Source organism: Butyricimonas sp. RTP31003st1_G1_RTP31003_210430 (assembly GCF_040920905.1).
GTDB lineage: Bacteria > Bacteroidota > Bacteroidia > Bacteroidales > Marinifilaceae > Butyricimonas > Butyricimonas paravirosa.
The window spans coordinates 19,358-34,449 of sequence record NZ_JBCOSQ010000021.1 but is presented as its reverse complement, the minus strand read 5'-3'; the positions used below and the strand labels follow the sequence as shown (position 1 = coordinate 34,449).

Annotated in this window: 11 protein-coding genes; 10 read left to right on the top strand and 1 reads right to left on the bottom strand. The window is 40.5% G+C overall.

Translation table 11 applies throughout. The features are described 5' to 3' along the window. Positions 1-79 precede the first annotated feature (79 nt). Positions 80-1,171 (top strand): TlpA family protein disulfide reductase, encoded by a 1,092-nt coding sequence (locus tag AB5542_RS08505; protein ID WP_368243030.1) that lies wholly within the window; start codon positions 80-82, stop codon positions 1,169-1,171. Positions 1,172-1,441: 270 nt separating this feature from the next. Here AB5542_RS08505 and AB5542_RS08500 read toward each other — a convergent pair whose 3' ends face one another. After that, entirely contained in the window at positions 1,442-2,107 is a 666-nt protein-coding gene (locus AB5542_RS08500) for a recombinase family protein (RefSeq protein WP_118303088.1), read from the bottom strand. A 383-nt stretch (positions 2,108-2,490) separates the two neighbouring features. Between AB5542_RS08500 and AB5542_RS08495 the strand changes: the two genes are divergently transcribed. The 9 genes from AB5542_RS08495 to AB5542_RS08455 all read left to right on the top strand — a co-directional run bounded on the left by AB5542_RS08495 (position 2,491) and on the right by AB5542_RS08455 (position 15,059). Continuing rightward, positions 2,491-3,075: a DUF3575 domain-containing protein gene (locus tag AB5542_RS08495; RefSeq protein WP_118303090.1), complete on the top strand. Its 585-nt coding sequence runs from the start codon at positions 2,491-2,493 to the stop codon at positions 3,073-3,075. An 11-nt stretch (positions 3,076-3,086) separates the two neighbouring features. Then, on the top strand, positions 3,087-4,364 hold the full coding sequence (locus AB5542_RS08490) for a hypothetical protein (protein ID WP_270543073.1): 1,278 nt from the start codon (positions 3,087-3,089) through the stop codon (positions 4,362-4,364). 55 nt (positions 4,365-4,419) lie between these two features. Next, entirely contained in the window at positions 4,420-5,532 is a 1,113-nt protein-coding gene (locus AB5542_RS08485) for a hypothetical protein (RefSeq protein ID WP_087419419.1), read from the top strand. Positions 5,533-5,555: 23 nt separating this feature from the next. Continuing rightward, a complete protein-coding gene (locus AB5542_RS08480; protein WP_087419420.1) occupies positions 5,556-6,506 on the top strand; it encodes a FimB/Mfa2 family fimbrial subunit in 951 nt (316 codons plus the stop codon). Between the two features lie 11 nt (positions 6,507-6,517). Beyond that, positions 6,518-8,002, top strand: a complete 1,485-nt coding sequence (locus tag AB5542_RS08475) for a hypothetical protein (RefSeq protein WP_340278288.1) — start codon at positions 6,518-6,520, stop codon at positions 8,000-8,002. Between the two features lie 25 nt (positions 8,003-8,027). Then, positions 8,028-10,298, top strand: coding sequence for a fimbrial protein (locus tag AB5542_RS08470; RefSeq protein WP_279039335.1), 2,271 nt, complete (start codon positions 8,028-8,030; stop codon positions 10,296-10,298). A 6-nt stretch (positions 10,299-10,304) separates the two neighbouring features. After that, positions 10,305-13,343 carry a hypothetical protein gene (locus AB5542_RS08465; RefSeq protein ID WP_279039337.1) on the top strand — a complete coding sequence of 1,013 codons (3,039 nt, stop codon included), beginning with the start codon at positions 10,305-10,307 and terminating at the stop codon, positions 13,341-13,343. Positions 13,344-13,834: 491 nt separating this feature from the next. Then, entirely contained in the window at positions 13,835-14,221 is a 387-nt protein-coding gene (locus AB5542_RS08460; RefSeq protein WP_279039340.1) for a S46 family peptidase, read from the top strand. Positions 14,222-14,483: 262 nt separating this feature from the next. After that, positions 14,484-15,059 (top strand): RNA polymerase sigma-70 factor, encoded by a 576-nt coding sequence (locus tag AB5542_RS08455; RefSeq protein ID WP_270543079.1) that lies wholly within the window; start codon positions 14,484-14,486, stop codon positions 15,057-15,059. The last annotated feature ends 33 nt before the right edge of the window (positions 15,060-15,092 follow it).

Here is a 15,092-nt window from a genome sequence, read left to right as displayed (position 1 = left end):
TGTGCAATAATTTTCGTGTCACAGGGCCGTGGCGGGAGTGTCTCTTTTGACATGGCTCTGTGATTTAACTAATTTGAGAATGATGATGAAGAAATTGATTTACATGGCTGTATTATTGTTTGCAGTTATTGCTGTTAAGGCTCAAGATTACGAGGCTTTTAATAAGTTTATGAGAGATTATTCCAAAGGTTGGATGACAGATTACAGGAAACCGGCAGGCAATACGATGGAGATGATTAAACAAGTGGGAGAGCCTGCTCCGGAATTTTATTTTGATAAAAAGTTAAATAGCAAGGCGTTAAAAGGGAAGTTTATCGTGATAAATTTCTGGTCCACGTGGTGTGGTAGTTGTATTAATCTGGTTCACGATTTGGACACCGTGCTATTCCGGAATATGCAGCCTTACGGGGGAGTGCAGTTTATCGGAGTGGATTCACACGAGACGGTTTCGGAGCGTGAAGCCCAAAAATGGTGGGAAGATCGCGGGCTTCATTATCCTTGCGGTTACGGGAAAGGAGCAGATGCTTGTGCGGAGGCGTTTCATGGCAATCATCCGTCGGCTATAATTATTGATGATCAAGGGATCATTCGAGGACGTTGGGATGGTTGGAGTCCGAGGTTAGCGGAAATCATTCGAATGGCTATCTGGGCGCTTAAAATTGTCCCGGAACAGGGAATTCAGGCTGATCTGGCAACAGTCAAGGGGCTTGTAGAAGAAAAGGAATATCTTAAAGCGCTCTATTTACTCGAAATTATGCCGGAAAATATAGAGAGCGCTGCTTTGAAATACCAGTGTAAACTGGAGGTTTCCGAAAACAGTGCTATTCGGTATTTTGATGTAATACAGGAAAAATACAGGGGAGATGAGCAATATCTTGCTGTTATGGAGAGTGTCATGCATTTGGTGCTGGCCTCTGATTCGAGAACGGATGCCGTTATCAAGAATGGTTTGGATGCGGTGGAGAGGTTATTGAGAAGTGGAAGAAACGGGGACTACCGTGTTCATGAAGCGATGGGTATTTTGTGTTACAGGTATGGCGAAAGTTTCAGACGTAAAGGTGTTCAGGCTTTGGAAAATAGTATTCCGGCAGCCAAGATGAATCGTGTGGGGGATGATGTTATCAAGCATCTGGAAGAGCAGGTGAAGATTTATCGGGAGAAATTATATTGATTGTAGTCGATAGATGTGAGGAAATCACAACGTTCGTCCACGATTGCTCTGGGGTAGAGCTGGGGATGGGCTAGGACAAGTACCCAATAATTACACGGCACAAACATAGCAAGAACACTGGAGATTGTTCTTGCTATGTTTATGCTATGAAGATGCTGTTTTCTTGTCCTAGCCCATCGGCAGACAAAGGGATAACCATGGGCGAACAAATGTCGAATGTTCGGGATTTGTTCACGTATGTAAAGTTCGGCAGTTAGTTGTTGGGGTATTTTATGTATTAGTTTTATGATTGAGTGTCACCGTTTTTCTATCTTTTGCTTTTTCTGCTAAAATACCGGAAATATCCGGGCATTTCTTTTTGAATTTTTCGAACGTGTCACGGGAAAGCTCGTAGTGACGGCATATCGTGATAATTGATTTTCCTTCTTTTAACATTTTGATGATCGTGTGACGATTGTCCATCAATATCTTCAATTTTGTATAACTTCCCTTTTTACGTCCGAGTGTAACTCCTTCTGCTCGCCTTAAAGCTAGGGCTTCTTTGGTCCGCATGGAGATCAGGTTACGTTCTATTTCAGCCACAAGTCCGAAAGCGAAGCATAACACTTTACTGTTGATGGAGTCATCGAAAGTATAGCCGTCCTTGACGCTGTGGAGAACAATTCCTTTTTCCAGGCATTTACCCATGATGCTCATGATGTCTGTCAGGGTTCGACTTAAACGTGAAATTTCGGTAACGATTAGGGTGTCTCCTTTTTTGAGTTTCTTCAGCAGACTTCCTAATTGACGCTCTTTGCCTGCTTTTTTTCCGCTCGCAATTTCCATGATAAAACGATCAATATTGATGTTCTTTTGTAGTGCAAAGCGTTCAATCTCAGATCTTTGATTGAGTAAATTCTGTTTTTCTGTACTGACTCTCAGATAGGCAATAATCATAATAATTTGTATTAAATAATGGCAACCAAAAGTACAACTATTTAGGTGTCGTTTTATACAAATTATATGAATATTTCGTAAGTAAAATTGTTGGTTAAAACGTTGGTTTTCTGATACAAAGGTATGGATGATATATTAAAAAACAAAATATTATTGTAAAATAATGATACTTAATAGAAAACGTTTGCAATGTAGTGGATAACTGGATTGTTGTTTTTTAGCCTTTTAAGTATCTGTTTTAAACGAACGATTAAATCGGCCATTTTTGGTGTTAATCGTTTCAATATCAGATAAAAATATGATGTTGTCAATCTCTCGGCGTGTCAGATTGGGTTTTCGGTGTAGTAGAAGGATAATTATACTATAATTAAAAAGAAGGTGACATGAAGAAATCGTGTGTACTGGCCTTGCTGATACTTTTATTGTTCGGTGGGGGCCGTGTTTTTGCACAGAAAGTCGCGGTTAAGACCAATGTGTTATACTGGGCAACAACAACTCCAAATCTTGGTTTCGAGTTTGGCTTGGGTAAGAAAACCTCGTTAGAACTTTTCGGCGGGTACAACCCGTGGAACCTGGACAAGGGTGAGAACAAAAAGATGAAACATTATTTAATCCAGCCGGAATTTCGTTACTGGTTATGCGAACGTTTTCAAGGGCATTTTTTCGGGCTCCATGCCGGGTTCTCTGAATACAACGTGAGCGGCGTGCGCTTGCCCCTACCGCAGTTCCCAAAACGGATGAAGGATCACCGTTACGAGGGTTGGGGGATGCTGTTCGGTGTCTCTTACGGTTACTCCTGGATACTGGGGCGGCGTTGGAACCTGGAGGCCACGATCGGTGGCGGTTACCTCTACGGTAAATACGATGTTTACGATTGCGTGAAGTGCGGTGATTTCCGGGGTTCGAACAAGAAGAGCCGTTTCGGGATCACGAAGGCCGGCTTGACTTTAGTTTACTTGATAAAATAGGATAGATTATTATGAAAGCGAGAAATATATTGCTGGCTTGCTCGGTGGCGTTCTTGTCGGGCGAGTTAGGAGCCCAGGTACAGGTGGAAAACCCGTCGGTGAAGAAGGACCGTCGGGAGGTGGAGGTGCGTTTTGACATTCGTGATATGCCAGAGTATGCCCGTAGTCGTCAGAAGGTGGTTCTTCGTCCTTACCTTCACTCGGGGCCAGACACGTTATGGCTGGAACCGGCGCAATTATACGGTAAAAACCGTTTCCGCAGGGAACGCCAAGAACATTTCTTGGCGGGTAACAAGGAGTGGACCCTAACAGGCTACAACGTTTTCTTGAAAGGGGGGACGCTTGAATACTCCGAGCGAGTTCCTTACGAGCGCTGGATGAAAGAGGCCGGCCTGGGGATCGCTTATCACACGGAAGGTTGTGGCTGCGAGTGTTGTGGTGGTGACCAGGGTGTCCCGGTGGGTCCTGTTTACGTGGCGCCCGTGCCAGAAGTGACCCCGGTAGAACCGTCCGCGAAGAATTTCGAGGTGGTCGAGGCACGCAAGCGTTGGGTGTTCAAGGAAAAGGACATGAAAGTCTTCTTCCCGGTGTCGAAAACGGTGTTGAATCCCGATGCCTATAACAACAAGGCAACCCTTGACGAGATCATGGCGGGAATCCGCAAGATCGGGGACATGGAAAAATTGCGTCTGCAAGGAGTCGAGATTACAGGATTTGCCTCTCCTGAAGGAGGGTTGTCCTTGAACACTCGTTTAGGCGCGGGACGTGCCGCTGCTTTGAAAGAGTATATTCGAGGCGAGATGCCTGAATTACGTGACGAGGATTTTGTCCTGGTGAACGGGGTGGAAAACTGGGATGGTTTGCGCGCGTTGGTCGCGGCTTCAAACATGGAGTATAAAGATGAAGTGTTGGCCATTCTTGACGATAACACGTTAGGAACGGGGCGTAAAGCTGCGTTGATGAACTTGAAAAATGGTAAACCTTATCGCTACATGTTGAAGGAGTTTTACCCGGAATTACGTAATGCGTGTTACGTTTCTGTCTTCTACGATGTACTGGCGGACAAGGTGGCCGATGCCGTGAACGCCGCGAACGAGTTGATTCGTGCCGGGAAGTATGCGGAGGCGTTGAAGTCCTTGGAGGCTTACAAAAACGACGACCGGGTGTTCAATTCCATCGGTGTTTGTTACATGATGATGGAGGAGGAAGAGATCGCTATCGAATGGTTCGAGAAGGCAATTAAGGCGGGACACGCTGAGGCTGAGAAGAACTTGAAACAGTTGAAATAGTAGATATAAATATAGTTTGAATAATTTTTAGTCCGCAATTAAAATGTTGAAGTTTATGAAATTAAACAAGTTAGTTATGGTTGCGCTAGTTGCTCTAGGAGCAGTAGCCTGTGAAAAAAGTGATAAGGGAATTGATGATCAAAGTCCCAAGAGTGTGACAATTAATTTAGCCAATGTACAGGCTGGCTCTCGTTCAATGGGAGACCCCCTTGAAGAAACAGATAAGGTTGTTCTTGAACGTTTTCAAGTTTTTTTTACTGATGGTACGACTTTGTACTTGGGTAAGAAAGCAGATGGAACTGCTGAATCTGAACACTATTTTGAATCACAGCAAGGAGAAAGCTTGGATCTTACTCCAGCAACGTTCCATTTCTTACCGGCGAATGTGAGTAAGGTTATTGTTGTAGGTAATATGGATAAGATAGATGTAATAAGTGGCGTGACAAAAGTTGAAGTATTAGAAGAAGAGCTTGCCATTGAGACTCAACAAGAAGAACAAATTGGAGCATTGAGCCTTTACGGAGAAAAAGGTTTAACAGAAGCTCAAGTTGATGGAGAAGGACATATGCTTTATACCGCAAATGTAGAAGTTGCTCCTCGTATCGCTCGTATTGAAATCGCAAACTTTACTTGTAATTTTGCAGAGGCAGAGGCGGATCGTGAATATAAGGCATTTACAATTAATCATGTCGCTTTGAATAATTATTACACGAAGACAATTTTGTCTACAGCTGAGGTTCAAGAAGATGATTTAGAGAATACAGTTATTAATAGTGGTTCTGTTGAACCTTTCTTTGAAGGATTGGAAGATGGATGGAATAATGATAAATTTGCTGCTCCTTTAGAATTAACATGGGATGCAAACACAAAAGCCGTGGGTACTGTTGATGAAGTTTTGGCTTATAACTTTTTCCCGGGAGCAAAACCTCAGATTGTTGTGAGAATGACAGGAACAAAAAATGAGGAAAATGCACAACCAGCCCCGACTTTTCTTGCTACATTAAATTTGAAGGATGGTAATACACCTATCGCAGAGTTTGTAGCAGGTACAATTTATAAAATCGATTTCGTGTTTAATGAAAGCGATCCGGATCAAACTGAAAAATGTATTGATGTTACTGTTACCCCGGTAAATTGGTCTGTTGTTACTGTAACTCCTGAGTTTTAATATACAGTAAAAGGGCTAGACGAATGAAAACAGAAGAGGTGGGAGGTTTCGGACTCCTCCCTTCTTCTTCAAACTATAAATATGATGTAAAACATACAGATATGAAGATATTCAATAAATTATTATTCATGCTGCTGGCGGTAGGGATGTTTAGTAGTTGTATCAAGGAGGATATGGATGATTGCCCGAAATACAGCGTGAACACCTTGTCGTTGAGTTACAAGGGCGACGGTACTGCCGAGATTTTTAACGAGAAGATCGAGCGCGTTGTGATGTATGTTTTCGACAAGAACGAACAACTTGTAACGATGAGAGAGCTAACTAAAGATGAGTTAGCACAACGTAGTGTTTGTTTACCAGAGTTGGAACCGGGAACATACCGGGTTACCTGTTTTGGAAACTTGATAAAAGATCAGGTGAATGACCTGTATTGCGGGGATTGTGACAAGATTTATTGTGCAGCCCCAGAATATTTTAAGAAAGAGACAATATCCAGTAATGATCCGCTTTACTATTCATCGTTGGAATTGACGGTGACGGAAGAGGATCAAAATAGAGAACTTCTTTTTGCGAGTTCGCATTATAAAGTGCTTGTGGAAGTGGCTGGAGTTCCGGCTGAGTCTAACCTGTCGATAGAAGTGTGCGGTGTTTTACCCTATACGAACTTCGAGAATAAGGCAGGTGGTAATCCTGTGGATTATAAACTTGATACAGAATATAGTGATGGGCAATTTAATGCCCTATCCAATATAATGCGTCATTCGGATCATTCGGCCGTTGACGTGTGTGTGCGGGATGTTAATGGAAATGAGATTGCTAAAATAAATTTGGCGGAATTTCTAAGAGCAAACCCGAAAATTGATTGCAGTAAACATGAGGTGGTGATTCCGATTCATTTCGAATTCAAGTCGGTTGGTGTGGAAATTGGAGTGCCGGATTGGTTTGTCGTTCCGGATGTTAAACCTGAATTTTAAAAGAGATGATTATGCAAAATATGAAACAAATATTTTTAACCGTATTGCTTGGCGGTTGTCTCGGTGGTTTGTTCTCGGGTTGTACTGATGAGGATATGTCCGGAAAAACAACAGAAGATACACTTGGGGTGCGTGTGAATCTTGGTTCGCGGGCCAAGCTAGACGGGAGTGACATTGAAATTTCCTCACTGAAAGTGTATGCGTTCTGGGGAGAGGAGCAGGTCGGGTATCATGAATTAACCTCTTCTGAGCAGGAAAAGGGTAGCTTTATGATGGATGTAGTCCAAAAAACGATGAGTGAACAAGAAATGGCGTTTTACGCTATTGCGGATGATAAAGTTGTGGAGTATGAACGTGGGCAAGGTTTTAGTAAGAATATGTCTCGGGCAGATTTGGAGCAGATAGCGTTTACTTCTGTCATTAATGATGAAAAACTTCCGTTGACGTGTCGAGGAGAGGTCGAGATTACCGTGAGCGGTGGTGTAGAAAATGGAGCAGAAGGTCATGAGGGGCATTTGATTGTTAATAAAGATAAGCCAGTAGAATTAAAATTGTCTTATCCCGCGGGAAAATTGGAGCTCTATTTTGCGAAAGGACCGAACGTGAATTCCGATGGATTGGTGGTGAAGAGTGCCAAAGTATTGCGAAATGGTATGCGAGAAAAGAATTATGTTTTTCCGGTGTCACTTGATAAGTTACAGGCTGTGGGTCGTTATCCGGCAGGTAAACCGATTAATTTGAAAAATAATGGTGTTGTAGCTAAAACTTTGGAGAACAAAACAACTAATGCGGATGATTACGAGTTACTCATGGAGGGTAATGTTTTTCTGTTTGAAAATCCTTATGGGAGCAAGGATAATAATGTTGATCAACCGGGTGATAATGATGGAAACGTGATAGAGATCGTGTACACGGTGAATGGTGGAAACGAGAGGACAAAGGAAGTGTATTTGCCAGCAATCGAGCGAGGAAAGTGTTACCAGGTATTATGTTGGGTGGATTACCGAGGGACAGTAATTGTTACGTATAAGGTGTTACCTTGGGAAACTGAAGATATTTATGAGTTGGATGGGGGGGAACATCCGTCATATAATTGTACTCTTGATGGTGATAAGGATAATACGGATGTATGGGTTTCTGTAACAGATCCCGTTTTGCCTCGTGATCGAGAAGGGGCGGTGAATTTTCGATTCAAGATGAATAGTAAGCAACAGTGGACACCAACTTTAAGAAATTCCGTGGGATTCAAGATGGCTGTAATGCGGGTAACCGATGAAATGTTGATGCCCGATAGTGCTATTGATGAGGGGGAGTATATTATTACGATATGGCCGACGGAGGATTCCAAGGTGGGCGACGTGACATATTTAGAAATTACTTCCCGTTCTTTAACCGGAGAATTTGAACCTTTGTTGATTAATACTGATAAGAAGTGGGGATCGGATTCTCAAACGTTGATTAAGATTGTGCGTGTTGAGCAACAATCGACGAAGTAATGTATTATGAATAAGGCAAGATTGTATGAATAGAATCAGTAATCATATTATCAGTATATTGTTGGCAGTCGTGTTTCTCGTCGGCTGCGACAAGAGCGGGGAACAGTTAACTGTTTCGAACGATGGAAGTGATCGTATTATTTTGAGATTTGCTTCGGATAAGGCAATAGAATCTAGAGCATCCGAAGATGGAACTAGTGTCGAAAGTAAAGTAGAGAAATTGGATGTATTTATTTTTGATGAGGGAGAACTTTTTTATTATGAATCAGTGGAACCCCATGGTGCTACCGTGACATTAGAAAAACCGAAATCTGCTTTTGCCAAATCTAATTATTCTATCTATTTGGTTGCAAATAGTACAAATCCGAGTAAACCATTAAGTGAGATAAAAAATCTCACGGAGTTACGACAGGTAACGGAAACTTCAACAACAGAGAATCCGTTAAATGAGATAGATCCAACAAAAGAAAATGGAAGTTTCTTGATGAGCGGGAATGTGGATGATGTGAGATTGAATGATGGAAATGCAGATGTTAACACGGAAATTAATATTAATTTGGCACGTGCGGCTGCTAAAATTGAGGTCGTGTTGATCGAGGGGGCTAACAAGGGTGGCGATTGGTTCCAGTTTGCACCGCAAAGTAATTCAAATACTTTTCGTTTGAATAATTGGCAAGGGGTTTCTTACGTGTTACCGGATGCTGATGTGGTTGTATTACCTAGTGTGGATTTGAAAAAAGCTGATCCTTATGCGGGAAATGTGAAGTTTGGGAAGGAAACTGTTGATGGAAAAGAGGTTCAGACAATTACGATGACAACTTATTCGTACTCGAATGATTGGTCAACAGGTGGAAATGTATATGAAAAAATGACACACTTGGTTGTGCGAGTTCCTTATATGAAGAAGTCTGCGGATGGTGGAGTTGATGAGGTCGTGGACAAAAATTATTATACGATACCTGTTTCTAAGACAAATATGTTGAAGCCTAATCATCTTTACCGGGTGCGGGTGACACTGAAAGGGACAGGTGCGGAGAATGAGGGTGAGGATACGAATTTGGAAGATATTGAATACGAGGTTGTGTCATGGGAGGATTTAGATATTCAGATTGGTGCTGATGCTGTACCGCATTATCTTACATTGAATCGAGATGAGTTGGAATTGCATAATATGGCAGATGATAAAACGACCTTGCAATTTGCTTCTTCGGGAGAGGTGGAGATTATAAATAAAAGAGCGTATTATTATAATAAATATGGTGTAGAGACAGATGTTAGTAGCGATGTTTTGAATAGTATTGTGATTGAGCCGGCTGAAGGATTGAACGGGAATATTAATATACATAGTCCTGTGCCAACAAACAATTTGATCCGGTATATAGAATTTACGGTAACTAATGGTGATCCGGAATGTACCCCGATAACAGTGACGGTGGTACAGTATCCGCAGGAGTATATCACGTATTATTTCGGATGGTATTCTTATAGAAAGGATTTCGGATGTAATTATGAGACAATTTCGAGTCGTAATAATATAGTAGCGGCAAAATCGTATAGTAATGGAACATGGAATTATTCGTCGACACCTAGTATTCTGGGGAATGACTTTTTTGTTTCTAAAGTTGTATTAAATCAGCCTGATAATGGATATATGGAACAAAATTATAGTACATCTTATTATTATTGGAATCAGGGAAACCTTAAGACTTCTAATGCTGAATCATCTGCAAATCCGCGTATGTACCATGTACAAATAAATTCTTCTGCATTGCCAGATTTTCCTGAAGATTCAGATTTTGATGAATTGCATAAAGATATGATTTACCAATTGGGAATTCCTCGTAAGGATGAACAGGGCCGGACAGCAAGGGATGATGCTAATAATAATTTAGTTTCTCCTTCTTTTATGATAGCTTCTCGTTTAGGAATGGTGAATGGATATGGATTACCGGATGACGAGGATGTGGCTTATGAGATGGCTGCAAGTCATTGTGCTAATTACGTAGAAGTATATTATCCTCGTGATCAGAGAGGTTATCGTTTAAAAGATAAAGATGGGAAAGAACTGCCTCCTGTTGTGTTAGATGATTGGCGTTTGCCAACAAAAGCGGAGTTATTGATTATTATGAGATATCAAGGGACGTCGAATCAAGGAACGGATGCAATGGATTATTTATTAAATGGTCTATATTATATGAGTGCCTCAGGGCGGGTGCAAAATCCTCATAATAATAATAATGGAACAGGTCTCCGTTGTGTTCGGGATCATTACGAGAATAAAGAAATAAACAAATAAAAGGCTATGATAACGCGAGTAATATGGAAATTTGCTGTTTGTTTACTAGTAATGGTAACAGCGGCGTGTTCTCGGGATGAATTGGAGAGTGGTACGGGAGAACAACAAGTACCAGAAGGATATTTGGCGATTCAGTTTGGAACAAACGTTCCTGATATGCAACAGGTATCAACACGTAGTGTGGATTCTGATGGGCGTGGAATTCAAGATATGGTGTTGTATTGTTTCTCGGCATCAGGGTCTTTTATTACAACCGTTGAGGCGAAAATTGTAACAGATCCTATTGATCCTAATGTTAATGCCTCGTTAAGTGGGTCTTTTAGTGCAATCGTGCCGGATTACACGAAAATTATACACTTTGTGGCGAACCAGAACTTGACGGATTTTAATGAATCTGAAATGGGTGGAAAGCACGAGTCGGATTTGATGGCGACCTTGATTGCTTCCTCGGGACGAATGATTTATTGGCAACGAGTGGCATGTGAGGAGGGAGAGGATAATATGACCGTAGCTTTGGAACGAGAAGGAAAAAAGATTGTTATGGTCCGTAATCAAGCACGAGTTACGGTGAAAAATCCTCAGAATGGCTATGTTAATATAGATGCTTTCACAACGCATAACACGCATGCTTTCGGTACGGTAGCTCCTTATAATTCAGAAACACATGATTTTGAATGGACGCCGGGTGTAAAAGGTTACCTGTCTTTGCCGGCTAATGACGAACAGATTCATCTAGAGGGTACTGAGGATGGTTCGTTTAATTTGGATGAAAAGTATATCCTGGAGTGTGAGAACGAGCTTTCGGATCCTGTGAGTGTCATATTGCATGGTGAGAATGGAAAATATTATCGGGTATTGTTGTTGGATGAAGAGTCGGAGCCTTTACCGATCCGGCGGAATCATTCGTATAATATTGAGATCGTAGGTCCCTTGTCTTATGGTTATGATTCTTTTGCAGAAGCATTGGATGGAACACCCACCAATAACGTGTGGATCTCTGTTCCGGATGATATTAACGAGGTAAGTGATGGGACTCATCGATTGATTGTAGATGAAACTTTTGTAGTTTATTTAGGTACGACTACTCGTAGTGTGGATTTGACATATAGATATGAGGTGAAAAATGGGGATGGGGAGTATGGACCAGAGACAACTGGTCAAGTGCTTGCTACTTGGGTTGGCGGAGGTACGACCGTGGCAACCTCTGAGATTAAAAATGTATATGATAATAATACCGGAATAGGTACTTTGACAATTACATTGAATCAGTTGGGACAGAACGAAACGAAACGTGAAGGAATAATTCAGGTAAAGGCCGGTAAATTACGGCGTACAATTAAGGTAATTACTGTACGAGAATTTAAATTTGAACCCACATGGACTTCGGCTCAAATTTATGGTAACGTGGAGGGACAGCCGGTGACATTGATGTTCACTATTCCGGAGGATTTTCCTGAAGAGTTGTTACCTTTACGGGTGAAAATTGGTGCCGATTGGTTGAATATTCGGCAATCAACAGGACAACAGTTGGCAACAATTACATCTATTAGTAATCCTGATGAATTTAGTGAAAACGATCCTTGGAAATTTAAATTTGTTTACGAGGCAACACATACAGGGGTACAACGTGTTTATTTTAATACCGTGTTGAAACCTGAAAAGGAGGGTGATGCTTATAAAAATGGAACATTAACCATTGAAGCGGAGCATTTTATTACTTTAGAGAAGGTATTCCCGTTTAGTGATCATAATTATTATATTTCAATTGGAGGATTAATTGACGTGAATGGTTCGAACCTAGGAGATGAAATGCCGGATGGGGAAACCGTGTATTATTGTTTGGTGCCACAAAAGGTGAGCGCTCCGGTAACTTTTGATGTGCAATTGAGAGAAGAGAGCGAAGGAGGAGGTAATGGTCCTGTTGTTTCTGACGAGAATGATGTATTTTTGCTTTATTCTCAGTACTTAACTCGCTATGATGATGAGGATATTCCTGGCGGTGCGGGTAATAAGGAGTGTGATTTTGAACCTATTGATGAGGGAACGTGGGGGAGTGGTGGACGAGTATTTTCATTTACTCCGGTTCAAAAAGGAAAGAGCGATTATAAGATTTATTTAAAAACAGATAGACCTAATAGTGCAGAAGTAATTCGTATTGCGTCAAGTGAGTCGAATCCAGAAGCTGGTTATGAATATAAAGGAAATCATTATCGTTCGATTACTTTCGAATTGGCAAATAATGATCCATTTAAGTTCTCAGGAAAGTTGAAGAATGGAAACTTAACGATAAATGCGAATGAATCGGGAGAGTGGAGTTACGAAGTTGGGCAGGAGGTTGATTTGGAATTTGACATTACGAGTTTCCGTGGTACTGATAACAAGTCTGCAGATCCTTTTGGAACAGAATTTAAGGTTTATATTGATGCTCCGATGCTGGAGATTGATGATAATAGAAGGGGAAGCGCCTATCCGGAAGAGATATTTAAGGAGGATCCTAATGTTGAGGGACGATTTATATATGTTGTAAAGGCTAAACGGGATGAAAATCGGAATGGTACAGATGATGTAGCCATTAAAGATGTTGATAATGGTAATATACAGGTGAATCCGGAAGTGGGACCTGCAGATCAAACGGGAGAACATAAAGTGTTACCATTTAAAACGAAGTCTATCGTGAGTGCAGGAGAAATCACCATATCTGCGGATGAAAATGTCGTGATTTTTAGTGATGAATCATTTACAATTGCTAATACGCCGATTACAGGAACGATAGAATTCAGTGAAGATGGTAAGTCATATTCTCCTGTACCCAAGGATGGTTTTGTCACTTTTGAGGTGGAAGGAGGATCTCCCCGTATTGGTAGTATGACGATTACTGAAGATGGCAAATACACGTTACGTTTGCGTAAAGAATACCGTTACGATTGGGAAAGAACGAAAATTTGGGTTCATTATCGTGTAGATGATAAGATTTATCATGCAGATGTGAACAGCTTGAAGGAATTGTTTGAGAATAGTACTATTAAAATGAACTTAGAACAATAGAAGGGAGTTTCTTTCATACGAAAGTAATTATTCAAAGAACAAAGTAGGAATATATCTGAGGCGAGATGAAATACAAACCTACTTTTCATATTCAATAAATGCAACCAGTTGGGGGTGTCTAACGAGTTTAGGCACCTCTTTTTAATTTACAAAGTTGGTAGAAAATGATTTTTCTCGATTAACCCGTCTAAGGAGGTTTTTCAAGGGGTGATTCCGGAAATTGTCTGGTTGTAGGGCGGTTATTAGGCGAAGTTTAGGTGCTATCTCCCGATTATCACTACTATTTTAACAGAGCGCTTTAAATCTTTATCTATGTATAAAAGTGTAAGAACGGGGGCTTTGAGGACGTAGATGATATAGACAATATTTTCTTACTTCGTGGTTTACTAGATTTTCTTTAATGGTGCTTTAGGTTTGACAACAGGCTTGTAGATACATTATCTCGGGATCGTGTAAGGTGAATTATACTTTAGATAGTAAAATTGAGGAGAATGCGACGAGATAGATTTTCCAAAGAATTGAAGATTATTTTTTTACGAGATTTTGCTGATTTTGTATCAATAAACGATAAATTATTATCGTGTTTTTGTAGAGCGAATTTCACGTCAACGGGGAGCGTGGCAGATGAAAATGTTACTTTCGGGGCAGTGAGAGGGTGTGAGATGAATGAATTATCATATCGTTATTACACAACTATGGATGGTATGTATAATAAGTATTTGAATAATCCCAGTGATTCGGAGTACTATCTTTCAAAGAAAATGCGGGATTTGTATCAAAAACAAGATTATGGGCGTTATGGTGATAAAGATGGACGATTGAGAGTTTGTTTCTTGATGGATGCACTACTACTAGTGGAAATTCCGGTAGTGCTGTAGTGTAGGTTAAAAAAGTCTGGGTGTGAATTTTAATATTGCACCCAGATTTTCTCTATTTATAGACTTATTTTTTTTATATGGAGAAGACAGTACGAATCATTTTCATAAAAAGTCATATTATCCCAATAAAACGTAATCTATATGATTATGAGTTAAAATTCATGGAGATAAGAATGCTAGGAATTTGTGTTGTGATTGTTATTCTCATTTTTTTCTCTATTTTTGTTACCTCAAGAGAGTTTTTGGGGTAAATGGAATAATCATGTCTGATAGTGATCAAAATAACGATGATAAATTATTTGAATCCATTCGTCAAGGTAATATTGATGCCTACGAAATGCTTTTCAAAAAATATTACTTGTCTATGTGCATGATTGCTCGTCGTATTGTTGAGGATGAGGATGTGGCGAAGGATCTTGTTCAAGAAATATTTATTCGCTTGTGGGAGAAAAGGGAAACTTATGATTTTCGGGAGACGGCAGATATATTTTTATACGTGTCTGTCAGAAACAAATGCTTTGATTATTTGAGGAGCCGGAAAAATTTACCACTTCAAGAAGGATTAAGTGCTGCCGGTAACGAGTACTTTTTTCGCGATATTTTAATAGAGGAGGAAACCTACAGGATCGTGATGGAAGCTATTGATGCCTTGCCTGCCCAGAGTGGACGGATTATAAAACTAAGTTTGGAAGGAAAACAGAATAAAGAAATTTCCGAAAATTTGGGTATATCTGTAAATACAGTCAAATCGTTGAAATATAAGGCAATGGATGCTCTTCGTGAGGTTTTAAAGGATTACTTCTATCTTCTTTTGGTGTTTTTAGCGGAAAATAATTAAAAAAAAGCGGGAAGCTCACTCATCCTTTAAGAT

What these genes read in the sequence shown, in the direction of transcription:
- AB5542_RS08480 (WP_087419420.1), top strand. Translation starts at nt 5,556, where the DNA reads ATGAAAACAGAAGAGGTGGGAGGTTTCGGACTCCTCCCTTCTTCTTCA.
- AB5542_RS08495 (WP_118303090.1), top strand. Translation starts at nt 2,491, where the DNA reads ATGAAGAAATCGTGTGTACTGGCCTTGCTGATACTTTTATTGTTCGGT.
- AB5542_RS08455 (WP_270543079.1), top strand. Translation starts at nt 14,484, where the DNA reads ATGTCTGATAGTGATCAAAATAACGATGATAAATTATTTGAATCCATT.
- AB5542_RS08460 (WP_279039340.1), top strand. Translation starts at nt 13,835, where the DNA reads ATGCGACGAGATAGATTTTCCAAAGAATTGAAGATTATTTTTTTACGA.
- AB5542_RS08505 (WP_368243030.1), top strand. Translation starts at nt 80, where the DNA reads ATGATGATGAAGAAATTGATTTACATGGCTGTATTATTGTTTGCAGTT.
- AB5542_RS08465 (WP_279039337.1), top strand. Translation starts at nt 10,305, where the DNA reads ATGATAACGCGAGTAATATGGAAATTTGCTGTTTGTTTACTAGTAATG.
- AB5542_RS08500 (WP_118303088.1), bottom strand. Translation starts at nt 2,107, where the DNA reads ATGATTATTGCCTATCTGAGAGTCAGTACAGAAAAACAGAATTTACTC.
- AB5542_RS08470 (WP_279039335.1), top strand. Translation starts at nt 8,028, where the DNA reads ATGAATAGAATCAGTAATCATATTATCAGTATATTGTTGGCAGTCGTG.
- AB5542_RS08490 (WP_270543073.1), top strand. Translation starts at nt 3,087, where the DNA reads ATGAAAGCGAGAAATATATTGCTGGCTTGCTCGGTGGCGTTCTTGTCG.
- AB5542_RS08485 (WP_087419419.1), top strand. Translation starts at nt 4,420, where the DNA reads ATGAAATTAAACAAGTTAGTTATGGTTGCGCTAGTTGCTCTAGGAGCA.
- AB5542_RS08475 (WP_340278288.1), top strand. Translation starts at nt 6,518, where the DNA reads ATGCAAAATATGAAACAAATATTTTTAACCGTATTGCTTGGCGGTTGT.